General features: G+C 60.4%; 30 protein-coding genes. 18 read left to right on the forward strand and 12 right to left on the reverse strand.

Annotated elements, in window-relative coordinates:
* The first annotated feature begins 26 nt into the window (after positions 1 to 26).
* The 4 genes from NXC14_RS04925 to NXC14_RS04935 are packed head-to-tail and all read left to right on the forward strand — an operon-like array spanning position 27 to position 2,661.
* Positions 27 to 977 (forward strand): heme o synthase, encoded by a 951-nt coding sequence (locus NXC14_RS04925; protein WP_085779984.1) that lies wholly within the window; start codon positions 27 to 29, stop codon positions 975 to 977.
* A complete protein-coding gene (locus tag NXC14_RS32890; protein ID WP_004672998.1) occupies positions 977 to 1,117 on the forward strand; it encodes a hypothetical protein in 141 nt (46 codons plus the stop codon). Before NXC14_RS04925 ends, NXC14_RS32890 begins: the two co-directional genes overlap by 1 nt.
* Positions 1,114 to 1,722, forward strand: coding sequence for a cytochrome c oxidase assembly protein (locus NXC14_RS04930; RefSeq protein ID WP_085777207.1), 609 nt, complete (start codon positions 1,114 to 1,116; stop codon positions 1,720 to 1,722). Before NXC14_RS32890 ends, NXC14_RS04930 begins: the two co-directional genes overlap by 4 nt.
* Before the next feature lie 60 nt (positions 1,723 to 1,782).
* Complete coding sequence (locus NXC14_RS04935) at positions 1,783 to 2,661, forward strand: cytochrome c oxidase subunit 3 (protein ID WP_085777208.1); 879 nt, start codon at positions 1,783 to 1,785, stop codon at positions 2,659 to 2,661.
* Between the two features lie 110 nt (positions 2,662 to 2,771).
* Here NXC14_RS04935 and NXC14_RS04940 read toward each other — a convergent pair whose 3' ends face one another.
* Positions 2,772 to 3,035: a hypothetical protein gene (locus tag NXC14_RS04940; protein WP_085777209.1), complete on the reverse strand. Its 264-nt coding sequence runs from the start codon at positions 3,033 to 3,035 to the stop codon at positions 2,772 to 2,774.
* Between the two features lie 353 nt (positions 3,036 to 3,388).
* On the opposite strand from NXC14_RS04940, the gene NXC14_RS04945 reads away from it, so the two are divergent.
* Positions 3,389 to 3,871, forward strand: coding sequence for an HIT family protein (locus NXC14_RS04945; protein ID WP_085777210.1), 483 nt, complete (start codon positions 3,389 to 3,391; stop codon positions 3,869 to 3,871).
* A 40-nt stretch (positions 3,872 to 3,911) separates the two neighbouring features.
* Here the strand turns inward: NXC14_RS04945 and NXC14_RS04950 are convergent, their stop codons facing one another.
* The gene (locus NXC14_RS04950; RefSeq protein WP_085777211.1) at positions 3,912 to 4,553 is read right to left on the reverse strand and encodes a chloramphenicol phosphotransferase; all 642 of its coding nucleotides are present in this window, start codon (positions 4,551 to 4,553) and stop codon (positions 3,912 to 3,914) included.
* Positions 4,554 to 4,789: 236 nt separating this feature from the next.
* Here NXC14_RS04950 and NXC14_RS04955 point away from each other — a divergent pair, with 236 nt between their 5' ends.
* From NXC14_RS04955 to NXC14_RS04980, 6 genes are all read left to right on the forward strand, one after another.
* Positions 4,790 to 5,170 (forward strand): DUF983 domain-containing protein, encoded by a 381-nt coding sequence (locus tag NXC14_RS04955; protein ID WP_085777212.1) that lies wholly within the window; start codon positions 4,790 to 4,792, stop codon positions 5,168 to 5,170.
* Entirely contained in the window at positions 5,163 to 5,918 is a 756-nt protein-coding gene (locus NXC14_RS04960; RefSeq protein ID WP_085777213.1) for an SURF1 family protein, read from the forward strand. Before NXC14_RS04955 ends, NXC14_RS04960 begins: the two co-directional genes overlap by 8 nt.
* A gap of 76 nt (positions 5,919 to 5,994) precedes the next feature.
* Complete coding sequence (ispH, locus tag NXC14_RS04965) at positions 5,995 to 6,996, forward strand: 4-hydroxy-3-methylbut-2-enyl diphosphate reductase (RefSeq protein WP_085777214.1); 1,002 nt, start codon at positions 5,995 to 5,997, stop codon at positions 6,994 to 6,996.
* A 55-nt stretch (positions 6,997 to 7,051) separates the two neighbouring features.
* Positions 7,052 to 8,017, forward strand: coding sequence for a homoserine kinase (locus NXC14_RS04970; protein WP_085777215.1), 966 nt, complete (start codon positions 7,052 to 7,054; stop codon positions 8,015 to 8,017).
* Complete coding sequence (rnhA, locus tag NXC14_RS04975) at positions 8,014 to 8,469, forward strand: ribonuclease HI (protein WP_085777216.1); 456 nt, start codon at positions 8,014 to 8,016, stop codon at positions 8,467 to 8,469. Before NXC14_RS04970 ends, rnhA begins: the two co-directional genes overlap by 4 nt.
* 154 nt (positions 8,470 to 8,623) lie before the next feature.
* The gene (locus tag NXC14_RS04980; RefSeq protein ID WP_157131374.1) at positions 8,624 to 8,908 is read left to right on the forward strand and encodes a hypothetical protein; all 285 of its coding nucleotides are present in this window, start codon (positions 8,624 to 8,626) and stop codon (positions 8,906 to 8,908) included.
* A 171-nt stretch (positions 8,909 to 9,079) separates the two neighbouring features.
* On the opposite strand, the gene NXC14_RS04985 is transcribed toward NXC14_RS04980, so the two are convergent.
* The 4 genes from NXC14_RS04985 to NXC14_RS05000 are packed head-to-tail and all read right to left on the reverse strand — an operon-like array spanning position 9,080 to position 11,205.
* Positions 9,080 to 9,433, reverse strand: coding sequence for a response regulator (locus NXC14_RS04985; RefSeq protein WP_085777218.1), 354 nt, complete (start codon positions 9,431 to 9,433; stop codon positions 9,080 to 9,082).
* The gene (locus NXC14_RS04990; RefSeq protein WP_245362129.1) at positions 9,430 to 10,008 is read right to left on the reverse strand and encodes a sensor histidine kinase; all 579 of its coding nucleotides are present in this window, start codon (positions 10,006 to 10,008) and stop codon (positions 9,430 to 9,432) included. Before NXC14_RS04990 ends, NXC14_RS04985 begins: the two co-directional genes overlap by 4 nt.
* Before the next feature lie 58 nt (positions 10,009 to 10,066).
* Entirely contained in the window at positions 10,067 to 10,630 is a 564-nt protein-coding gene (locus tag NXC14_RS04995) for a hypothetical protein (protein ID WP_198175501.1), read from the reverse strand.
* Positions 10,621 to 11,205 (reverse strand): hypothetical protein, encoded by a 585-nt coding sequence (locus NXC14_RS05000; protein WP_157131375.1) that lies wholly within the window; start codon positions 11,203 to 11,205, stop codon positions 10,621 to 10,623. The genes NXC14_RS04995 and NXC14_RS05000 overlap by 10 nt, the downstream gene beginning before the upstream one ends.
* A 267-nt stretch (positions 11,206 to 11,472) precedes the next feature.
* On the opposite strand from NXC14_RS05000, the gene NXC14_RS05005 reads away from it, so the two are divergent.
* A complete protein-coding gene (locus NXC14_RS05005) occupies positions 11,473 to 11,721 on the forward strand; it encodes a hypothetical protein (RefSeq protein ID WP_085777221.1) in 249 nt (82 codons plus the stop codon).
* A gap of 770 nt (positions 11,722 to 12,491) precedes the next feature.
* Here NXC14_RS05005 and NXC14_RS05010 read toward each other — a convergent pair.
* Complete coding sequence (locus NXC14_RS05010) at positions 12,492 to 13,520, reverse strand: PAS domain S-box protein (RefSeq protein ID WP_085777222.1); 1,029 nt, start codon at positions 13,518 to 13,520, stop codon at positions 12,492 to 12,494.
* Between the two features lie 300 nt (positions 13,521 to 13,820).
* Here NXC14_RS05010 and NXC14_RS05015 point away from each other — a divergent pair, with 300 nt between their 5' ends.
* Complete coding sequence (locus tag NXC14_RS05015; RefSeq protein ID WP_085777223.1) at positions 13,821 to 14,582, forward strand: Crp/Fnr family transcriptional regulator; 762 nt, start codon at positions 13,821 to 13,823, stop codon at positions 14,580 to 14,582.
* A gap of 333 nt (positions 14,583 to 14,915) precedes the next feature.
* On the opposite strand, the gene NXC14_RS05020 is transcribed toward NXC14_RS05015, so the two are convergent.
* The 3 genes from NXC14_RS05020 to NXC14_RS05030 form a co-directional block, all read right to left on the reverse strand.
* On the reverse strand, positions 14,916 to 15,992 hold the full coding sequence (locus tag NXC14_RS05020; RefSeq protein ID WP_085779985.1) for a putative zinc-binding metallopeptidase: 1,077 nt from the start codon (positions 15,990 to 15,992) through the stop codon (positions 14,916 to 14,918).
* A 91-nt stretch (positions 15,993 to 16,083) separates the two neighbouring features.
* Positions 16,084 to 16,275, reverse strand: a complete 192-nt coding sequence (locus tag NXC14_RS05025; protein WP_064800933.1) for a CsbD family protein — start codon at positions 16,273 to 16,275, stop codon at positions 16,084 to 16,086.
* Positions 16,276 to 16,393: 118 nt separating this feature from the next.
* Positions 16,394 to 16,999: a YqgE/AlgH family protein gene (locus tag NXC14_RS05030; RefSeq protein WP_011424313.1), complete on the reverse strand. Its 606-nt coding sequence runs from the start codon at positions 16,997 to 16,999 to the stop codon at positions 16,394 to 16,396.
* 141 nt (positions 17,000 to 17,140) lie between these two features.
* Here NXC14_RS05030 and NXC14_RS05035 point away from each other — a divergent pair, with 141 nt between their 5' ends.
* From NXC14_RS05035 to NXC14_RS05055, 5 genes are all read left to right on the forward strand, one after another.
* Positions 17,141 to 17,980, forward strand: coding sequence for a protein-disulfide reductase DsbD domain-containing protein (locus NXC14_RS05035; protein ID WP_198175502.1), 840 nt, complete (start codon positions 17,141 to 17,143; stop codon positions 17,978 to 17,980).
* A 75-nt stretch (positions 17,981 to 18,055) separates the two neighbouring features.
* Positions 18,056 to 18,541, forward strand: a complete 486-nt coding sequence (locus tag NXC14_RS05040; protein ID WP_085777224.1) for a peroxiredoxin — start codon at positions 18,056 to 18,058, stop codon at positions 18,539 to 18,541.
* Positions 18,542 to 19,001: 460 nt separating this feature from the next.
* Positions 19,002 to 19,751: an ABC transporter ATP-binding protein gene (locus tag NXC14_RS05045; protein ID WP_085777225.1), complete on the forward strand. Its 750-nt coding sequence runs from the start codon at positions 19,002 to 19,004 to the stop codon at positions 19,749 to 19,751.
* A complete protein-coding gene (locus NXC14_RS05050) occupies positions 19,748 to 20,620 on the forward strand; it encodes a metal ABC transporter permease (protein ID WP_085777226.1) in 873 nt (290 codons plus the stop codon). The genes NXC14_RS05045 and NXC14_RS05050 overlap by 4 nt, the downstream gene beginning before the upstream one ends.
* 16 nt (positions 20,621 to 20,636) lie before the next feature.
* Positions 20,637 to 21,539 (forward strand): zinc ABC transporter substrate-binding protein, encoded by a 903-nt coding sequence (locus NXC14_RS05055; protein ID WP_085777227.1) that lies wholly within the window; start codon positions 20,637 to 20,639, stop codon positions 21,537 to 21,539.
* A gap of 61 nt (positions 21,540 to 21,600) precedes the next feature.
* Here NXC14_RS05055 and NXC14_RS05060 read toward each other — a convergent pair whose 3' ends face one another.
* Together NXC14_RS05060 and NXC14_RS05065 are read right to left on the reverse strand one after the other, a co-directional pair.
* Positions 21,601 to 21,909 (reverse strand): Dabb family protein, encoded by a 309-nt coding sequence (locus NXC14_RS05060; RefSeq protein WP_085777228.1) that lies wholly within the window; start codon positions 21,907 to 21,909, stop codon positions 21,601 to 21,603.
* 103 nt (positions 21,910 to 22,012) lie between these two features.
* Positions 22,013 to 22,432, reverse strand: coding sequence for a hypothetical protein (locus NXC14_RS05065; RefSeq protein ID WP_085777229.1), 420 nt, complete (start codon positions 22,430 to 22,432; stop codon positions 22,013 to 22,015).
* Between the last annotated feature and the right edge of the window lie 76 nt (positions 22,433 to 22,508).

Raw genomic sequence — 22,508 nt, forward strand, 5'->3', positions numbered from 1 at the left:
GGCATAAGTAAATTCAGGACGGAATGATGACGGTTATCGACAATCACGAGGCGCTTGCAGAGGACGGCGAAATGTCGGAAGCGAGCGCGCGCGATTATTTCGAGCTCTTGAAGCCACGGGTCATGTCGCTCGTGGTCTTCACCGCCTTTGCCGGCCTGGTGCTGGCCCCGGGCCACATCAACCCTGTCCTCGGCCTGATCGCGATCCTTTGCATCGCCGTCGGCGCCGGTGCCTCGGGCGCGCTGAACATGTGGTACGACGCCGACATTGACGCGGTCATGAGCCGCACGGCCAAGCGCCCGATCCCGGCCGGCCGCATCGCCCCGTCGGAAGCGCTCGCCTTCGGGCTAGTGTTGTCGGGCTTTTCGGTCGTCATTCTCGGCCTTGCCGTCAATTGGCTGTCGGCCGGCATCCTCGCCTTCACCATCTTTTTCTACGCCGTCATTTACACCATGTGGCTGAAGCGCTCGACGCCGCAGAACATCGTCATCGGCGGTGCCGCCGGCGCCTTTCCGCCGATGATCGGCTGGGCTTGCGTCACGAATTCGGTGACGATCGAGAGCACTGTTCTCTTCCTGATCATCTTTCTGTGGACGCCGGCGCATTTCTGGGCGCTTGCCCTCTTCAAGATGCGCGATTACGAGGCCGTCGGCGTGCCGATGCTGCCGAACGTCGCCGGCGAGCGGATGACCAAGCATCAGATCGTCGCCTATGCGGTGCTGACCGCCATCTGCGCGGTGCTGCCCTCCGTCCTCGGTTTCGCAAGCTTCGGCTACGGCCTGGTTGCCGCCGCTCTCGGCGCGATCTTAATCACCTGTTCCATCGCCGTCTGGCGCATGCCCGACGGCGATCTGAAGATGATCCCGGCAAAGAAGCTCTTCGCCTTCTCGATCTTCTATCTCTTCGCCATCTTTTCCGCGCTGATGATCGACCGGCTGGCCGCCATGCTGGTCTCGCAAGCAGGAGGCTCGTTCTGATGGATCTCGTCAAGCTCACCGAAAAGCAGATGAAGTCGCGCCGCAACCGCAACATCGCCCTCGGGCTCGTGCTGGCCGGCCTCGTCGTCCTGTTCTATGCGATCACGATCGTCAAGATCGGCGGGGGAATGGCCGGATGAGCGAAAAAGCCGCCGCACCCAGGAAGCAGGGCCGCAACAACGGCGCGGTCGTTTTGATGTGCCTGAGTTTCGTCTTCGGCATGGGCGCGATGAGCTATGCCGCCGTGCCGCTCTACCGCATCTTCTGCCAGGTGACCGGCTATAACGGCACGACGCAGCGCGTCGAGCAGATGTCGAGCGTCGTGCTCGACCGCAAGATGCGCGTGACCTTCGACGCCAATGTCGCCCCTGGCTTGCAGTGGAATTTCAAGCCGGTCGAGCGCGAGGTCAATCCGAAGATCGGCGAAACCATCCAGGTCAATTTCGTCGCCGAGAACCGCTCGAACGAAACCCAGCGCGGCCAGGCGGTATTCAACGTCACGCCGGGCGAGGCGGGCGCCTATTTCAACAAGGTGCAATGTTTCTGTTTTACGGAAACAGACCTGAAGCCGGGCGAGAAGCTGGAAATGCCGGTCGTGTTCTATATCGACCCTGAAATCGTCAAGGCGGTGGAATCGAAGGATATCCACACGGTGACGCTGTCATATACGTTCTACCCGAAAGAGGGTCCGAAGCCCGTCGCTTCGAATGAGGGTGGAGCGGTAAAGATTGAAAAGAAACTTTGATCAAGGCTCGTTTCCGGCTAAGCCGGGAGCGAAGTGAGGAAGACATCCGGGGATAGCCACATGGCCGATGCGCATCAGAAGAACCACGACTACCACATCATCGATCCGAGCCCATGGCCGATTCTCGCCTCGCTCGGCGCCTTCATCATGGCGATCGGTGGCGTCTGCTACATGCGTTACCTGAACGGCGGCTCCTTCAAGGTCGCCGGCGCCGAACTCGCCAATCCCTGGCTCTTCTACATCGGTCTCGTGCTGGTTCTCTACGTCATGTATGGCTGGTGGGCCGATACGGTGAAGGAAGCCCATGAGGGCTCTCACACCCGCGTCGTCTCGCTGCACCTGCGTTACGGCATGATCATGTTCATCGCTTCGGAAGTGATGTTCTTCGTCGCCTGGTTCTGGGCCTATTTCGACGCCAGCCTGTTTCCGAACGAGGCGATCCAGGCCTCGCGCATGGCCTATACCGGCGGCGTCTGGCCGCCGAAGGGCATCGAAGTCCTCGATCCCTGGCACCTGCCGATCTACAACACCGTCATCCTGCTGCTCTCCGGCACGACGGTCACCTGGGCGCACCATGCGCTGCTGCACAATGATCGCAAGGGCCTCGTTCAGGGTCTGACGCTGACCGTGCTGCTCGGCATCCTGTTTTCCTGCGTGCAGGCTTACGAATATGCCCACGCTCCGTTCGACTTCAAGAATTCGATCTACGGCGCGACCTTCTTCATGGCGACCGGCTTCCACGGTTTCCACGTCCTCGTCGGCACGATCTTCCTGCTGGTCTGCCTGCTGCGCGCGCTGCGCGGCGACTTCACCCCGAAGCAGCATTTCGGCTTCGAGGCAGCCGCCTGGTACTGGCACTTCGTCGACGTCGTCTGGCTGTTCCTGTTCTTCTGCATCTACGTCTGGGGCGGCTGGGGCGCTCCGGTGGCCGCAGGCTGATCGGGAGCGATGTTCAAGCGAAAGGCGGGCCTCGGGTCCGCCTTTTCTGTTTTTGGCTCCACGCACCGTGATCGCAGGGCTTAATCCACGGCGCGGCCCCTGACGTCCCGCTACGATTGAGTGAGAATCACCAAGGTCTCCGGCAACACTCCGTCATAATCCATCGCATCCGCCGCTTGCTTGGACTTCATAAATTCCTCCAGGCGGCCCATGTCGGGAACGTCCATGACGAGGCCAACGCGATTGGACGCCTGTGGATCGACAAATGTACGAATGTTTGTGCAGCCGAGGGGCTCGAAGACCTCTTTGCGGCGCGGTGAAGTGAGCCAATGCTTGACGTCCTTGACGTCGTGGTAGGCCAATATGGTAGGCATAGCATCCTCCTCTCAAAGCCAAATGGAACACTACGCCGCGATTGATCACATTGATATTACCCGGATGGGCGGGGCGCATCGTCGTCGGCAAATGGCAGAGATGTCGATGGTCTCTTAGCTTTCGGCCCCAGCTTCGCACCCGGAAGAGGTCATGGTGTCATTTGCTGCCGAACTCGGCGTCGATGCTCGGGTCAAGTCGGTCAAACCTGAGCCTAATGGAGAGTGGGACGTGCAATTGGTCAGAGGCGGACACTCATCCCATGCTTGGGCATCGACAAAGCATTTGCATGATCCGGAAGAGATCAAGAATGCTCCATCCCTAGAATTCCCGAATTCGCAGAGGAGTAGGCAATTTGCAGATCCCCGATCGTTTTCATATTGCCGAGACGGATGGATGGTTGGTGAACCATCGGATGAATTCCGCTCTTCCCGGCTATCTCATGATCAGCTCCAAGACGGATACGAACGATCTTTCCGATTTGTCCGAGGCCGCGTTGAAAGAGCTTGGTCCGTTGCTGGCGACAGCTCAGGACCTACTGAAGCGGAAATTTGGAGCGCAGCGCGTTTATATCGGCCGATATGGACATTCTCCCGGCTATCCCATCCATTTTCATATCATCCCGATCTATGATTGGGTGGAGGAACTGTTCTGGAAAGACAGCCGCTATCGCGTGCTGCAGAATTTTGCTGACGGTCGGGGGGAAACCCCGACGGACGGCGCGGAACTAACGTTGTTTGTCTGGCGCGAGTTTTGCGAGCGCGCGAAGCCGCCCCAGGTTGAAGGGCGATCTGTCATTGAGACCATAGAAGTGCTGCGGGAGGCAATGCGACCTTGATTGCCAAACGCCTCCTACAGCTGTTGACGATTTATCGCCATCAACGTCCGCCAGCGATCCGTTCGAAGGCCGAGGGGGCGGGTATGCCGAGGTCGAGTTGGTGGCGGATCGCTTCGGCGCATTCCAGCGCGGTCAGCACCGACGTATCGACCTCCATATCGTAGATGCCAGGCCGATGCACCTCATCCTGCCAGCGCTGCACCGGTTCTGGGACCGGCACGTCTTCGGATGCTCTTGCATAAAGTGTCTCGCGCCCCTCTTGCTTGATCTCGCGCCGCTGCACGATGCTCTCGATCGGACAGCGCACGCCGACGAACAGCACGGGATACCCCTCCAGCCGCCGGGCGCAATCGGCGAGAATACCGAGCGGCTGCGAGTAGCTGTCGTGATGGCCGAGATCCGCCACAACATTGAGCCCCAGGCCGGCATGAATGGCGATCGATTCGTAAAGGGCTGCGTAGAGGAACGGCACGAGCGCCTCGAGATCCGGGCGCTCGCCGCCGGGCCTCAGGCCAATGCCGGGCAGGTAGCGCTTCGGCGTCATGTTGTTGTAGGCGTCGACGCCGAGGTTGATCCACGGACCTTCGAATTCGTCCTGAATCGCGCGCGCAATGCTGGATTTGCCGCTTCTCGGCGCCCCGTTCAGGATGATGATCTGTCCGGCATGGCTGTCATTGGTCATCAGTCTTCTTCTTCTGTTTGGCGCGAATCATTACAGCGCCGCGTGTCTTCTCAGACACGCAAAGGACGCCGTAACGCCTTGAATTGCTGCATCATTCCTCACATCGATTCCGATCGGAGGAATTATGCAGCGGCGAAACCGCGCAGGCATTTCCATTCGGGATGCGAATACTTTATGGGAGAGTTAAGGCAGCATCGAAAATGCCGCGGCCGCAAGTGGCCGTACAGAGGAGCAGCATGAGCGACGACAGCGCGCAATTTCCCCCTCTAGATCCGGTAAAAACCGGTATCAAGGGCTGCTGCCCTCGCTGCGGCCATGGCAAACTTTTCAATGGCCTGCTGGGCCTGCAGCCGCGCTGCGCCTCCTGCGGCCTCGACTATTCCTTCGCCGATTCCGGTGACGGTCCCGCCGTCTTCGTCATCCTGATCGTCGGCTTCATCATCATCGGCATGGTTCTGTGGCTGCAGGTCAATTACGGGCCGCCGATCTGGGTGCATATCCTCATCTTCGGGCCGCTGACGATCATCCTGTCGCTTCTGACGCTGCGCTGGTTCAAGGGCATCCTGATTGCCATGCAGTACCGCCACAATGCCCGCGAAGGACGTCTGAGTGACTGACATCGATCGCGCCGCCCCGCGCCGCCGGCTGCCTGTGATAACCGGCATTTTGGTGCTGATTGCGCTGGCCATCCTGCTGTCGCTCGGCACCTGGCAGCTGCAGCGCCTCCACTGGAAGCAAGGCCTGCTCGCCGATATCGCCGCGCGCCAGGCTGCCGCGCCGGTGCCGCTCGCCGACATCGAGGTACTGGCGGCCTCCGGCGGCGATATCGAATACCGTAAGGTCACTGCCACCGGCCGCTATATCAACAACAAGGAACGGCACTTCTTCGCCACCTGGCGCGGCCAGACCGGCTTTTACGTATATACCCCGCTCGAGCTTGCCGACGGGCGCATCCTCTTCGTCAACCGCGGCTTCGTTCCCTATGAGAACAAGGAGCCCGAAATGCGCGTGCAGGGCCAGCTGACGGATCAGCAGACGGTCACGGGCCTGGCGCGCGCCAAACTTGCCGGCAAGCCCTCCTGGCTGGTGCCTGACAACGACGTCCGCAAGAACATCTTCTACTGGAAGGATCTCGACGTCATGGCCGAGAGCGTCGGTCTGGAGAAGGCGCGCGTCATCCCGTTCTTCGTCGATGCCGATTCCACGTCCAACCCGGCCGGCCTGCCGATCGGCGGCGTCACCCAGGTCGATCTGCCGAACGATCATCTGCAATATGCCCTGACCTGGTACGGACTTGCCGCCGTGCTCGTCGCCGTGGTGGCGATCTCCTGGTTCCGAAAACCCGGCAAGGCGCCGCGGCAATAGTATCGCTTCAATTCCCGGCCATATTGGGCTAGAGGTCCCTTACTCCCACGCTGGATGGAATTTTGACGGAACGGACATGAATATTGCGGCGAAACCTCCCTTGACGATCAGGCTCTGCGGCCCTCGCGGCTTTTGCGCCGGAGTCGACCGCGCCATCCAGATCGTCGTGCTGGCGCTGAAATCCTATGGCGCGCCGGTCTATGTGCGCCACGAGATCGTCCACAATCGTTATGTCGTCGAAGGACTGGAGGCAAAGGGCGCCGTCTTCGTCGAGGAACTGGACGAGATCCCGGCCGAGCATCGCGCCCAGCCGGTGGTCTTCTCCGCCCATGGCGTGCCGAAATCGGTGCCGGAGGATGCGGTGAGCCGCAATCTCTTCTATCTCGACGCCACCTGTCCGCTGGTTTCCAAGGTCCACAAGCAGGCGATGCGCCACAATCGCCTTGGCCGCCATGTCGTCCTCATCGGCCACGCCGGCCACCCCGAAGTGATCGGCACGATGGGGCAGTTGCCGGAAGGCGCGGTTTCGCTGATCGAGACCATCGAGGATGCCGACGCCTACGCCCCCGCCGATCCCGACAATCTCGGCTATGTCACCCAGACGACGCTGTCGGTCGATGATACGGCCGGCGTCATTGCCCGCCTGCAGGAGCGCTTCCCGAATTTGACTGCGCCGGCGGCGGACTCGATCTGTTACGCCACGACCAACCGCCAGGAAGTGGTGAAGCAGGCAGCCCCCGGCTGCGATCTCTTCATCATCGTCGGTGCGCCGAATTCGTCCAATTCCAAGCGCCTCGTCGAAGTGGCGCTGAGGGCAGGGGCGAAGAAATCGATCCTGGTGCAGCGCGCCGCCGAGCTCGGCTGGGAGGAAATCGGCGCGATTTCGACGCTCGGCCTTTCCGCCGGCGCCTCGGCGCCTGAGGTGATCGTCAACGAGATCATCGAAGCCTTCCGCGCCCGCTTCGATGCCCGCGTCGAGCTGGCCGAGACGGTGCAGGAAACCGAAAACTTCCTGGTCAATCGCGAATTGCGCAGCATCGAGCTGACGGCGGCCGACATGGCCTTCGTCAACGGCTAGGCCGCCACCCGCGTCCCGGTCATCTACCATCCACAATACAGAGACGAGACCTCACTTGGCAGTCTACACCGATATCGCCGAAGACGATCTGAAATGGTTCCTGACGGAATATGATGCAGGCACGCTGCTCTCCTATAAGGGCATTGCCGAAGGCGTCGAAAACTCCAATTTCCTGCTGCATACTTCCAAGGCCCCGCTGATCCTGACGCTTTATGAGAAGCGCGTGGAAAAGCGCGACCTGCCGTTCTTCCTCGGCTTGATGCAGCATCTTTCGGCCCGCGGCCTCTCCTGCCCGCTGCCGTTGCCGCGCCGCGACGGCGCGCTGCTCGGTTCGCTCTCCGGCCGCCCGGCCGCGCTGATTTCCTTCCTCGAAGGGATGTGGCTGAGGAAGCCGGAGGCGAAGCATTGCCGCGAGGTCGGCAAGGCGCTGGCCGAGATGCATGTGGCGGGCGAGGGCTTCGATCTGAAGCGCCCCAACGCGCTGTCGATCGACGGCTGGCGGGGGCTCTGGGAGAAATCCGAGGCGCGTGCCGATGAGGTCGAGCCCGGCCTGCAGGGCGAGATCCGCAATGAGCTGGATTTTCTCGCCGCCGTCTGGCCGAAGAGCCTGCCGTCCGGCGTCATCCATGCCGACCTCTTCCCCGACAACGTCTTCTTTTTGGGTGATGAGCTCTCCGGCCTGATCGATTTCTATTTCGCCTGCAACGACCTGCTCGCCTATGACGTCTCGATCTGCCTGAATGCCTGGTGCTTCGAGAAGGACGGCGCCTACAACATCACCAAAGGCATGGCGATGCTCGATGGTTACCAGAGCATCAGGCCGATGAGCGGTGAAGAAATCGCCGCCCTGCCGGTGCTCGCGCGCGGCTCGGCGCTGCGCTTCTTCCTGACCCGGCTCTATGACTGGCTGATGACGCCGGAAGGCGCCATGGTCACCAAGAAAGATCCGCTCGAATATCTGCGCAAGCTGCGCTTCCACCGCCAGATCGGTTCGGCCGCCGAATACGGGTTGAGCCTATGAAACATGTCGATATCTTCACCGACGGCGCATGCTCCGGCAATCCCGGTCCCGGCGGCTGGGGCGCGGTGCTGCGCTACGGCGAGGTGGAAAAGGAGCTTTGCGGCGGCGAGGCGGAGACGACCAACAATCGCATGGAACTAATGGCGGCGATCTCGGCGCTGCAGGCCCTGAAGAGCTCTTGCGAGGTCGACCTCTATACCGACAGCGCCTATGTCAAGGACGGCATCTCCAAGTGGATCTCCGGCTGGAAGAAAAACGGCTGGAAGACATCGGACAAGAAGCCGGTGAAGAATGCCGAGCTCTGGCAGGCGCTGGAAGAAGCCCGCAACCGCCATAAGGTGACGCTGCACTGGGTCAAGGGCCATGCCGGCCATCCGGAAAACGAACGTGCAGATGAACTCGCGCGCCGCGGCATGGAGCCTTTCAAGAAGGGTAAGGCGGTTTCGTTTTAAGGGATACTCGGGCTGGACCAGGCTCGACCCGAGCATCCACGCGACAACCAGCAGCTGGGGCGTGAATCCTCGGCTCAAGGCAGCTCAAGGCCGAGGATGACGGAATGCGTGGTGACGTCCCAGCCAATCGCGACCCCAGGGGGGCTTCATCGACATGAACATTGTCACGCCTGAAACTTTCCACATATCTGTCTCGACCGTGAGATCTTTTGTTCAGGAGGCGAGTGTGGCTTCCATACCAACTGTAGACGAGCTGAAGTCGACAATCACTCGCCTGGAGAGCAGGTATCGCGGGCATGATGAGGCCAGGGCGCTGTTTGAAGTCTATGAAAAGCTCTGCGAGCGTTTCGAACAGGATCTGGCCGACGAGCGCGATCTGTTGCTCAACAAGGCAGCCGCGATGATGATGATAAAATATTCGATCGAGCAGAAAGGATGATACCCTCCCAACGATTGACGCTAGCACTTCTGCTGTAGCGGACAGGGTGGGAATCTTGCTGTTTTCGAAGGGCAGAGCAAAGCCCGCAATCGACATGACCCGATGTGCTATCAGCCGATATCGACGCCTGGGCGGGTAGGCACAGATGGCGCCGCTTTACGAACGCGAAAATCAGAAAAGCGATTGAGCAATCTTCAGTACAGCCACTGGCTTCTCACATCGGGGAATATCCCTATAGCGACCCAGAATAGTGGCGTCGTCATATCCGGTAGCGAATACGAAGGGTACCCCGCGTTTGGTCAGCACGTCGGCGATCGGATAGGCCATCTCCCCCTGAAGGTTGATGTCGAGGACCGCGCCGTCGAGAGACGGGTTTTCATCGATCAGGTCCAGGGCTGCATCAACCGTGGCAGCGGGCCCGATAACCTCTGCGCCACCGCTCCGTAATAACTGGGCGAGATCCCGAGCGATCAAATATTCGTCTTCCACGATCAGCAGTCGCCGTCCGACGAGGGTTGTAGTCATGAGTCGCGCCTCCGGCTTCTGCTGCGATCCAACGGCATGTCGATAGAGCAATGCAGCGCGTTCTCACCTAGCTCAAATGACGTCTTTGCGTTGAGGCTATACGGCAGCGCTCGCTCGATGAGCTCACGGCCGTACCCACCTGAGCCGTTTGCCTGGTGGCCATTTCCGTTGCCGCCAGTTTCAAGCCATTCGAGGTGAAGCCTCTGCGTCTTTTGGTCGGAATACGTCCGCCAAGTCACCTTCAGGTCACCTTTGTCAGTGGAAAGCGCGCCGTACTTGCGCGCATTGGTCGCGAGTTCATGGAGAGCGAGGGCGAACGTCTGTACGATCCAATGCTGGATACGAACCTCGGGCCCAATGAGCTGGATGCGGTCAGGCATATCCTTGGCGCCAAGCGCGTCAAGCTCCATTGCGACAAGCGATTGAATCGTGATCGGTTCTTGATCCGCCCGGGACAACAGTCCCTGAACCCGTCCGAGAGCCTCGAGCCGACGACTGAATTCATCTTGAAAGGCCTCAGTCGGACCGGTTATCGCCATGGTTTGACTGGCAATTGAGCGCACGACGGCGATCAAGTTTCGGTGCGGTGCTGAAGTTCCGCGACCATGACCTCCATGCGCTCGCCGTTTTCTTTCAGTCGTTCGCTCCGTGTTGGATTTCGGTTGCGACCCCCTTTAGTTCGGTGATGTGCATTGCCCCCGCTTGGACGACCTGCCGTTCGGAAAGTTGCTCGGCTGCTTTCGAGAGAACCCGAACGTCCCGGATCAGGCGCGATACAAGCAGTCCGATTGTCCCGAGCGCCGCCAGACAGACGAAGAATCCAGTGAGCGCCGCAAACGCCGCCGGACCCAAGAACTCTTGCAGCAGTAGCGACCGGGGTACAGCGACCGCTGCCGTCCAGCCAAACTTTTCGGAACGGCTTCTGGCGTTCGCCGTTTTAAAACCCTCAAGCTCTCTGCCGTCATACGTAATGTCTAGGCTGGCTTGGTTCTTAAATTGTGGGTTTGCAGCTTTGGCTCCGATGAATTTTTTCGGATTTAGCCGGCGCGCGACGATTTTCCCTTCTTGATCGATGAGAACGGGCGACCATTCGGGCGGGAGTTGCTGTTCATCGATGATGCGCTGAAACCGCTCGTAAGGGACGCCCAATGAGATCACATAATTTTTGCCCTGCGGGAAGGAGGTTGTCATCTGCACAAGGCCGTCCACATGCCATCTGCGGGTCTTTGGAAGAGAGGCCGTACGATAGGCGTTTGCATATTTTCGAGGTCCCGCATCCACTCGGACGGCAGAACCGGATATCCAGTGCCCGGTGGGACAGTCGTATCGAAGAGATCCTTCGAAGAGCCCGAGTCGGTCAAAACGAAAAAATATCCGAACGGCTGGATGAGCGCGCGCGCGCGTTTCTCGTACGAATTGATATCGCCGCTTTGGAGGCTCGGCGCGATCGCTAGCCCGCGGGCCAGCGCGACGACTTTATCGAGTTCATATTCGGTGGCCTTGATGATGGCGCGTGTCGTCGCCACCATGCTCTGGTCGAGCCGCGCTTTCTGCTCGTGCCAGGAGTACCAGCCCGCCAGTGCGCCCGTGAGCAACGCGCCCCCGGTGCTGATCGCGGCGACGGCGATGGCCCATCCGCGGAGAGACCAGGACTCTTCGCGAGAGCGCTTAGACAGGGAAAATGCGAGCCGCCCGAGGGCCATTCTCTCCCTCAAAATTTCCGGCCATTTCGTTACAGATTGACCTAAGATAGTGACGCCCATGTCTGCCAAAGGCAAGCGCCGGTTCGACGTTGAGTATGAGCGCGATGTGCGCTCATCACGGCTACTGCTTTATGGGAACGTCGGGGAATGCGGCAACGCGGAGCGTCGCTTGAAAGCTGACCGGCGAATTGCTCCAACTCAGTGGAGTGATGGATAAAGGCGCACTCTCGCCAGCAAATGTCAAAACCGCACAGACGGTTGGCCCTAAGAGTTTGATGCACTATTGTTTTCTTCGTGCGCTCCGAGCGAACTGTTGCGGCGCTTGAGGAGAATGGTATGGCGGACTTCAGTCTCTCACTTCAGCTGGCAGATGTGAACGTGATTTCAGATGCTGTTCGGACTTGGTTCCTGCATAATCACGCCGCGCCAACGGAACAAGCAATGCAGCTGCTTTGCAGCGCGGCAGTCGACCTATTTAACGAAGGACATAAGACGCGCGAAGAGCTGGTCACGCTGCTGATCATGAAGTTTGATAACAGTCATTCGCTGCAGGTCAACGTGCCGACGTCCACGTCACATCACTGACAGTTATCTGGCCATGAAGGAGAGCCGGCATTTGATGCACATGACATGGCGTCCAATGCAGCCAATTTTTCCAGGCGCCGGGCCGCGCGGAGCGTCGCTTGGGAGCTGACCAGAGCCTCCGCACGACCCGACTCTTGGGGCGCATGCTAAGAGGAGGGGCACTTCGCGGTAACCTTCCTCCCGCGATCCGATGAGCTAACCTGATTCCGTCGCGGCGGTTCCTGTACGAAACCAGACAAAAAAGGCCCCGTTAAGCGGGGCCAAGGCGTTCAACGGAAAGATCGGATCTGAATAGCTGTAACCGCAGTAACGCAACAAGGTTCCACCAGCAGCCCATGGTAGTGGGAGAGAAGCCCCGCCGAGGCGGGGCAGAAAGGTGGGGTGTACTGACGCCGCTTGTGCGTCGTATAAAGTATCTTCCCTATTAGATTTCTTTTGACAATAAAGTATACAATTGACAAACGCGTAATTTGAGAGACTGGATTGTTCATTGGGGCGCTCGGCAGAGCCGGTCCCTCTCTTTGCAATATTGAGTCGCAGGTTGGTTCAACCAGCGGGTCTATTTTTTGGTTTCGCACGAGAACACAAATTGACTTCTACTTGCAGCAACATTCCCTATCATAGGGGCGGGCTGCTCAGCGATAACTTGCTAAACCCCGAGCATCGTATCTCCTGTGCGTTGGGCGGCCATCCCCCTATTCGACTTCGGTCGGGCAATCGTTGCGGGTCGGGCCCCAGCTGCGTCCACTGATTACGGTCTCGGGCCAAACCTACATGATCGCCAGGCGCGGGAGAGAAAGCCGAATGGATAGTCCTGCTGGCGTCCATGACCGCTCGATTTCAATGTTAAGGCTCCGAGCTATCCTTTGCTCCAGGATGGTTCCAAAGCCGGAAGAAGCCGGACTTGGATCCGCGGGGGGCGGTCCGTTCGTTTCAAGCCAAACGAACTCCACGGTGTCGGGCGCGAGTGCGGTTGTGATCTCGACGGCCCCGCCGTCGACAGAGAGCGCTCCGTACTTTGCCGAGTTCGTCGCGAGTTCGTGAAGCAGCAGCGCGAGGTTGGTGATCTTCGCCTGGCCTACCTCGACGTCATCCCCATGGAAATTCCATTGCTGATTATCATCGCGGCCATATGGCGCAAGGATGTTCGAGAGAAGCTGAAACAGCGTGGCTGGCTGATCTACAACGGAATGTTCCGTTAGACTTGGCAACGTTATCTCATGTGCGCGGGCCAGAGACATGAGCCTCTCCATCGTGCTGGAGGCGAGATCGCCTGGCGTAGCCGCGCACCGGGCGCCGAGGGTGAGAATGCTGCCGATGATTGCGAACAGGTTTTTTACCCGGTGATGCATTTCCCTGAGGAGCAGTTCCCGATGTTCGGCTGCCCGCCTCCGCTCCGAGATGTCGCGGGCAATCTTGGACGCTCCGACAATTTCGCCGCTGGCGTCTCTGATCGGGGAGATTGTCAGAGAGATGTCGATCAGTTTGCCGTCTTTGCACCGCCTTACCGTTTCAAAGTGATCGACGCGCTCGCCTGCTTGAATGCGGTTAAGTATGGCCGGTTCTTCATCGAGGCGATCGTTCGGGATGATGATGGTGATAGGCTGGCCTATTACCTCGTCTCCAGAATATCCGAATATTCTCTCGGCACCTTTGTTCCACGTCGTGATAACGCCGGACAAGCTCTTGCTGACAATGGCATCATCTGACGATTCGATGATGGCCGCAAGAAAGGCCGCGGCCTCGTAAGGAGGCCGAGAGCCCGCGGTGGCCTGCACTTGTCCATCACCCAAGCCCATAATTTACTCCAGTTGGCGCCAGAACGACTCTCACGGCCGCCGATAAGAAAGATACAGGATCGCCGTATCAGGTAGAAATGATTTCCTCAAACGCAATAGCGGGGCAGTGCATCGGGCGGCCTGCGCCAGTGAAGCCCGATGCTGCCAGTTGCCCATTTTGCAATTGCCATCGAAATCAAACACTTTCCGCGGTACTGCGCGGATACGCACAGATGTCCTGCTCTCCCGGCGAGATTGTTTCGATTTGTTATTCCCCGCGTTTAAAAGAGATGATGTGGAGCCCATCAAAGGAGGCGAGCCATGCCCAAAATAATTCAGAGGGGGATAACGAACAGATTGCTGCTCCGGCTTCCTGGGGATGCTTTTGAGCACATTGCGCCCCATCTAAAACGCGTTGAACTCCCAGTTGGCCGTCCGCTGGTTGAATCCGGGAAGCCAATCGAGCGCATCTATTTCATCGAGAGCGGCTTGGCCTCTATGGTAGCTGTGAGTTCAGATCGAAACAGTCTGGAGGTCGGCCATATCGGATACGAAGGTATCAGCGGATATCCCGTACTGCTCGGAACCGATCGAACGCCGAACAGAACTTTCATGCAGGTTGCGGGCTCTGGCCTTGAGTTGTCGACCAGCCGCTTTCTCTCTCTCATGGCTGATCGCGAAACCCATCTCACCTTCCTCCGCTACGTTCAAACCAGGGAATTGCAGCTGGCGCACTCGGCCTTGGCGGCGGGGCGCTACAAAATGCACCAGCGATTGGCTCGCTGGTTACTCATGTGCCATGACCGTATTGTCGTCGACGACATGCCCCTTACGCACGAATTTTTATCCTTGATGCTTGGGGTCAGACGTTCCGGTGTGACCGATCAATTGCACATCCTGGAAGGAATGCACGCAATCAAATCGACGCGAGGCAACGTGCGAATTTTAAACCGCCAGATTCTTCTGGATGTTGCTGGCGCGTCGTACGGCGCCCCCGAGGCAGAATACGAGCGCCTGATCGGTGCCAACATGTTAGTCGATGAGCGGCCGGCAAGACTTATTGGGATGGGTTGGAATAGGTAGCAAGATTTCTCAAATTCTCGGTCGGCGAAAAAGAGGCCCCGCCGAAGCGGGGCAGGGTGTTGACTACACGGGATCGCACAGGGGGAACGTCCGTGCTTTCCTGCCGCTCTAACAAAGCGGAAGCGGCCAAGTTCCTGTGCGATATCGGGCAGCGAATATCCCGCTTGTCGCACCAGTCATTGCGGCTGGTTCGGGTTCCAGATTCTGGAGCGCCCTCGTTCAGCAGTTTCTTCCCTATCCCTTCCCGTTCTTTCCGTGGATGCCGACGAGCGGTCGGTGCGATGGCGTACGGGTCCTCCGAAGGCTGCGCGTCAATGAGTCCACGTCCCAGTCTCACTGCAGCGGCGCCGTTGCTGCGGCCTGGATCAGCCGATGCAGATATTCGAGCTTCGAGACGACGGGCGACGAGAGCACGAAGGGATAGGCGTCGGGCTGGCCCATGCTGCGCTGGATGGCGTTGATCGCGATGCTGAGCGGCACCCAGGCGCTGACGAGTTGCTCGGCGCTCTTCGCCCTATAGGGAATGAAATCGACCTCGCCTGCTATTTCCTCGTGGCCGCGCGGATCGATGGCGATGCCGAAGGCGCGGGCGGTCTCCAGCGTGTCGACGATGTGGAGGTAATGCGCGAAGCATTCGGCAAAATCCTCCCAGGGGTGCGACGAAGCATAGGCGCTGATGAAATTGCTCTGCCACCCCAAAGGCGGACCGTTGGAATAGTGGTTTTGCAGGGCGGCCGCATAATCCAACCGCTCGTCGCCGAAGACGGCGCGGAAATCGTCGAGGCGGTTCTGGTCTCGCACCAGCTTGTTCCAGATGAAATGGCCGGCCTCGTGGCGGAAATGGCCGAGCAGCGTGCGGTAGGGCTCGTTCATCGAGCTGCGCGCCTGTTCGCGCGTCGCGTCGTCGGCTTCGGCGGCGCGGATGGTGATCAGGCCTTCCTCATGACCGGTCATGGCCGGCACGACATTGCCGTTGCCCTGCAGGGAATCTTCGAGGAAATCGAAGACCAGACCGCCTTGCGGATCTTGGCCGCGATCGGGATGCGGCAGCTTCCAGCGCAAGAGCGAATAGAACAGATGACGCTGCGCCTGACCGATGCGCCGCCAGCGATCGATGCCGTCCTGAGTGTCGGTATTCGGAACCAGCCGGTTGTGGCGGCAGGCGGTGCAGAATTCACCGTCGCTCTCGACGTCTACCAGCCAGTTGCAAATGTCGAGGCCGGCATTGGCGCAGAAGCGCACGTGCCGGTCGGGGTCGGAAACGAGCTGCCAGACCATTTCGTCGCGCGGCTCCAGCGCATGCATGGCAAGGTCGCCCGGGAGGAAGCCGAGACGGTGATTGCAGCGGACGCAGTGCCGGTTATCGAAGTGGACGACCTGATCGCAATTGTCGCAGGCAAAGAGTTTCATCGTTTTGATCTCTGCAAAGCAGGGGGCGGATGAAAAATGCCCGCCGCGTGCGTGCGCGGCAGGCATGGTTCATCCGGGTTGAGCTGGTGATTCAGAGCCGGTCGACGGCGCCTTTGAGCTTGTCCTTGACCTTGCCTGTTGCGACCTGTCCCTTGCCTTTGGCTTCCTGGACGTCGCCCTCGGCCTGCATGTCGCGATTGCCCGTGGCCTTGCCGGCGGCCTGCTTGGTCTTGCCGGCAATTTCGTTTGCCTTGCCTGAAATCTTGTCGCTGGTGCTACCCATCTGTGATGTCTCCATGCTTCGGCGTCGGACCTGTCGTCCGCGCGGAAAGGGAACGTCACTGGCGGCTATTCGTTCCCGCGACCGCCAGGGAGCCGCGACCGCCAGGGAGCCGCGACCGTCAGGCGTGGCCGGCCTCGGCCGATAGCATGGCGGCGTTGATGCCCATGCCGGCAAGCGCCCGCTCGTATTTGTCATCGAGGTTGCGGTCGAAGATGAGTTCCTCATTGGCCGGGCAGGTGAGCCAGCCATTGTTGGCGACCTCGTTTTCGAGCTGGCCGGCCGCCCAGGAGGAATAGCCGAGCAGCATGGTCGCGCGCTTCGGCCCGGCGCCCTTGGAGATGGCGCGCACGATGTCGAGCGTCGCCGTCAGGCAGATGTCGTCGCTGACCGGGATCGAGGAGTCGCTGGCATAATCGTCCGAATGCAGCACGAAGCCGCGGCCGCTCTCCACCGGGCCGCCCGTCTGGATCGGGAAGTCACGCGCCCGCTGCGGCAGCACGATCGGTTCTTCCTGCTTGATCATGTCGAGATGCAGGAGCACGTCGGTAAAGGTGAGGCTCTGCGGCCGGTTGATGACGAAGCCCATGGCGCCGGCATCCGAATGCGCGCAGATGTAAATCACCGTGCGCGCAAAATTGCGGTCTTCCATGCCTGGCATGGCGATGAGGAACTGGCCATCGAAGAAGCCGCGTTCCCGTCTGTTCTTCAGCGTCGATAAGGACATCGTTCCTCCTGCTGCCAGACCGCACCAAGGCCCCGACAAGAGAAAGATGGGCCAATGTCACAAATCAATCAACCGAAAATGAAGATTTAAATGGGCGCGGCTTCTGGCGGCCGGAGAGCACTTTCGGTAAACCGTTGTTCCATGATGATTATTAGCTTGGTCCCGCGCAGGTTTTTAATTGCGGCCGTCTCAGGGACCGCTGTTCTTATGCCCCTTTGCCAGGCCCATGCGGAAATGAGCGCCTGGGCCGAGGCCGAGGGCGGCCGCATGCGCCTCGTGGCGTTGGCGCCGGATGCCGGCGGCAAAATTCGCGCCGGCCTGCAGATCGAGCCGAAACCCGGCTGGATCACCTACTGGCGCGAACCCGGCAACAGTGGCATTCCGCCTCAGGTCACCATAGCGCCGGCGACCGGCGTCACGCTCGACGCCATTGGCTATCCCGTGCCGAAGCATTTTTTCAACGGCGGGATCGAGGATATCGCCTATGACGCGCCGGTGACGCTGCCGCTGTCCCTGACAGCGGCCGGCAAAGGCGAGGTGAAGATCGACGCCGCCGTCTTCATCGGCATCTGCAAGGATATCTGCATTCCCTTCCAGGCGAATTTGAGCCTGAAGCTCGGCCGTGCCATGCAGTCGCATCCGCAGGAAGAGGCGATCCTTGCGGCCGCTGATGCGACGCTGCCGAAGCCGCCTTCGGATGATTTCAAGGTGACGGCGCATGCGATCTCACCTGACAGGAAGACGCTGTCGCTGACGCTCGCTCTGCCGGGTGACGGGAAGAGCGCCCCCGATATCATCGTCACCGGCCCGAGCGGTTATGCCTTCACCAAGCAGAGCGGCGGCAAACGCGATGGCGCCACCTTCAAGACCGATATGGCAATCGGCAGGCTGCCCAAGGATTACGATATTTCAGGCAAGCGCTGGGACGTGCTTGTCATCGATGGCGACAGGGCGATGGAGACCACGCTTGCCTTTGACTGATCGGCACTTATAGTCGCCCCATCCCCGGCGGCGCCCGCCGCACAGCCCGAACCCACAGAACCCGAGGAGAAAACCATGACCATCGCGATCGGCGACAAGCTTCCTGCCGCCACCTTCAAGGAAAAGACCGCCGACGGCCCGGTCGAAATCACCACCGAGCAGCTCTTCGCCGGCAAGCGCGTCGTGCTCTTTGCCGTGCCGGGCGCCTTCACGCCCACCTGCTCGCTGAACCACCTGCCGGGCTATCTCGAAAACCGCGATACCATCCTCGGCAAGGGCGTCGACGACATCGCCGTTCTCGCCGTCAACGACTGGCATGTGATGGGCGCCTGGGCGCAATCCTCCGGCGGCCTCGGCAAGATCCACTTCCTCGCCGATTGGGACGCCGCCTTCACCAAGGCCGTCGGCCTCGAAGCCGACCTCTCCGCCGGCGGCCTCGGCCTGCGCTCCAAGCGCTATTCGATGCTGGTCGAAGACGGCGTGGTGAAGTCCCTCAACGTCGAGGAAAGCCCTGGCCAGGCGACGGTTTCCGGTGCGGCGGCGATGCTGGAGCTGCTCTGAGTTTCGGTAGGCATTGGGCACAAAACTGCCCCTCACCCTAACCCTCTCCCCGTAAAAACGGGGAGAGGGGACGTGCCCTGCGGAAGGTAACTGGGAACGGAGAGGTCGCGGCGTATCCCCTTCTCCCCGCGAGCGGGGAGAAGGTGCCGGCAGGCGGATGAGGGGCCGCTGTGATGGCTACCCAGGTTGAAATCGACGTAGCGCGGTCGACAGTTTTGGCTGTCAAATAGCCGCACCTCCCTGTCCCATCATAACAAATCAGGACGAGCTCCCGCCTCAATCTTGCCGCAATCGTTATAACATAACCGTAATGTTATTACATTGTAGGACGAGCCATGCCGCGAAACCCCGATCGCCTTCCCATCAGCCTCATGGGACAATCGGCCCTATCGAGGGTGCTCGGCGTGGCACTGGTCATTGCCGTCCTCTGGCTCACCATCCATTTGGCGGTTCTGCTGCCATGACGCCGTTGATCCGTCTCGACGATCTCACCGTCGCCTATGACAGGCATCCCGCCGTCCATCATGTCTCCGGCGCCTTTGCGCCGGGCAGCCTGACGGCGATTGCCGGGCCGAACGGGGCGGGCAAGTCGACGCTGTTGAAGGCGATCATGGGCGAGCTTCGCCCGGCCGAGGGCAGGGTCGAGCATCGGCTCGGGCGGGCGGAATTCGGTTATCTCCCGCAGGCGGCCGAGATCGACCGCCGCTTTCCGATCTCGGCCATCGACACCGTCATGCTCGGCGCCTGGAAGACATCGGGCGCCTTCGGCCGGATCACTGCGGCCGATGTGAAAAGGGCGGGCGAGGCGCTGTCGGCGGTCGGTCTCGAAGGCTTCGGCCGGCGCCATGTCGGTTCGCTTTCGGCCGGACAGTTACAGCGGGTGCTTTTTGCCCGGCTGCTGCTGCAGGATGCCCGCATCATCCTGCTCGACGAACCGTTCACGGCAATCGATGCCCGCACGACCAGGGATCTCGTCGATCTCGTCCTGCGCTGGCATGGCGAGGGCCGCACGGTCATTGCCGTGCTTCACGATTTCGATCTCGTCCGCGGCCATTTCCCCGAAACCCTGCTGCTTGCCCGCGAACTGGTCGGCTGGGGCCCGACCTCCGAGGTCATGTCGCCGGCCAATCTTTTGCAGGCGCGCGCCATGGCCGAGCGCTGGGACGAGGATGCCGCGGCCTGCGAATCCCAAGAGGCGCCGGCGGCATGACGGCCTATGATCTCTTCCTCGCGCCCTTTGCCGATTTCGGTTTCATGCGCCGGGCTCTCGTCGCCTGCCTCTGCCTCGGGCTCGGCTCGGGGCCGATCGGCGTCTTCCTGATGCTGCGACGGATGAGCCTGATGGGCGACGCCATGAGCCATGCGGTCCTGCCGGGGGCGGCGATCGGTTACCTCGTCGCCGGCTCGCTGTCGCTGACGGCGATGGGCATCGGCGGCCTTGTCGCCGGTCTGTCGGTGGCGCTGCTGTCCGGCGCCGTCAGCCGCATGACTGTTTTGAGGGAAGATGCAAGTTTTGCCAGCTTCTACCTTGCGTCGCTGGCGCTCGGCGTGCTGATCGTCTCGTTGCGCGGTTCGAACATCGATCTGCTGCATGTGCTCTTCGGCACCATCCTGGCGATCGATGCGCCGGCGCTATATCAGATCGGCGCGATCACCTCGCTGACGCTGGTCGTCCTCGCGGCCATCTACCGGCCGCTGGTGGCCGAATGCTTCGATCCGGGTTTTCTGCGCGCCGTCGGCGGCCGCGGCCCGGTCTATCATGTCCTCTTCCTGCTGCTCGTCGTGCTGAACCTCGTCGCCAGCTTTCAGGCGCTCGGCACGCTGATGGCGGTCGGTCTGATGATGCTGCCGGCCGCCGTCGCCCAGCTCTGGTCGCGCAGCCTGCCCGTGATGATGCTGATTGCCACCACCACCGGCGCCGCCTCCGGCTATTTCGGCCTTATCGCCTCCTACCATCTCGAGCTTGCCTCCGGCCCGACGATCATCATGACGGCAGCTGTGATCTACGCCTTCTCGATCCTTTTCGCGCCCTCCGGCATCGCCCGGCGCCTCTTTCCCCGCCCGCATCTGAAGGGCTGACCACAAGGAGACTTCGATGAACCCGCCCAGACTGTTTCTCTCCGCCGCTGCACTGTCTGCACTCATGGCGCTCTCGGCCGCGCCCGCCTCGGCCGAAACGCTGAAGGTGGTTGCGTCCTTCACCGTGCTTGCTGATGTCGTCAAGGAGGTCGGCGGTGACCATGTGAAGGTGACGAGCCTCGTCGGTCCGAACGGCGATCCCCACGAATTCGAACCGTCGCCCGCCGATGCGAAGAATTTGGAGGCGGCACAAGTCACCTTCGTCAGCGGCGAAGGGCTGGAAGGCTGGATGGACAGGCTGATCACCGCCTCAGGCTACAAGGGCAAGCCGGTCATGGTGTCCGAAGGCATTGCCACTCGCACCATGGAGGAGGACGGTGCTGAGATCACCGACCCGCACGTCTGGAACAGTCCCGTCAACGTCAAGGTCTGGGTCGCCAATATCGAAAAGGCGCTGTCGGCGGCCGATCCGGCCGATGCCGCAGCCTTCAAGGCCAATGCCGAGAAGTACACGCAGAAGCTGGATGAACTGAACGCCTATGCCCATTCGAAATTCGACAAGATCTCCGACGACCGCCGCAAGGTGCTGACCAGCCACGATGCCTTCGGCTATTTCGGCCGCGAGTATAATGTCAGCTTCCTCGCGCCGCTCGGTCTGTCCACCGAAAGCGAAGCGTCTGCCGCCGACGTCGCCAAGCTGATCGAGCAGATCAAGAGCGAGCATGTGAAGGCCTATTTCTTCGAAAATTCCAACGATCCGCGCCTCGTCAAGCAGGTGGCCAAGGCAACCGGCGCCGAGCCCGGCGGCGAGCTCTATGTTGAATCGCTCTCCGACGCCAAGGGTCCGGCGCCGACCTATGAGAAGATGTTCCGCTACAATGTCGATCAACTCGCCGCCGCCATGGCGAAATCGAGCTAAAGGCTGGCCGCTCTGAAAGGGCGTCGCATGAAGCTTTGAATCAAGCGGCGCGCTTCCTACGCTAGAGATTGAGGTCGAAGACCAGGATGCCGGCAAGGCCGCCGTCCGTCGAGGAGACGATACGCTCGCCGACGGCCACATGGGCGGGATGGATGAGATAGGCATCCCGCGCTTCGGCGCTTTCGAATGTCACGGCAAAACCGTCGACAAAGCCGGCATGCAGGCCTTCGGGCGAAACATTCGGTCCGTACTTGATATCCAATATGCCGGGGATGACCTGTTTCAGCGCGACGATCGCCTCGAACAGCGATTGCTTGTCGTCCATCGTCAGCGCCGTCTTCAGCCGCAGGAACACGCAGTGCAGGATCATTATTGTCCTCCCGATTTTGTTGCGAGGAGAATAGCGGCCAAAGCCTGGAGGGCAATGAGATTTTATTTACGTCGGCGTTGCCGAGCGCCGGAGGCGGCCAGGCTTACATCGGGTCGGTCGCGGCCATGTCACGATTGTAGATCTTGCGGACGAGCTCGCCGGCGTGAGCACGGGCTTCGTCCTTCTGAGCCGGCGTCATCGGCCGGCAGGTGTTCCTGAGGTTGGACCGGTCGAGCACGGTGGCCGCACCTGAATTGGTGATGACGAGATGCCAGCTGCAGGAGGCGACCTTGTCGACGACCACCGCGCCATGGCATCCGGAAGACAGGCAGAAAGCCACGGTCTGCTGTGCGGCATGATCGCCCTTCTGTGCCAGCGCCAGCGCCGTCTGGAATTCCTGGGTCCATCGTTCACAATGCTTCACCCCAGGCACGCAGGCTTTCATGACGGGATGGACGTCACCTGCCTGAAGCGGCGAAACGAAAAAGACGCCGATCGACAGGGCGAGCAGAAGTTTGAGCATCGCAAATTCCTTATATGATAAGCGAGTGGCGCATATTGCCGGCCGCCGGTCAATCGCCATTCTAGGGAGATCATTG

This window comes from Rhizobium sp. NXC14, assembly GCF_002117485.1.
GTDB lineage: Bacteria > Pseudomonadota > Alphaproteobacteria > Rhizobiales > Rhizobiaceae > Rhizobium.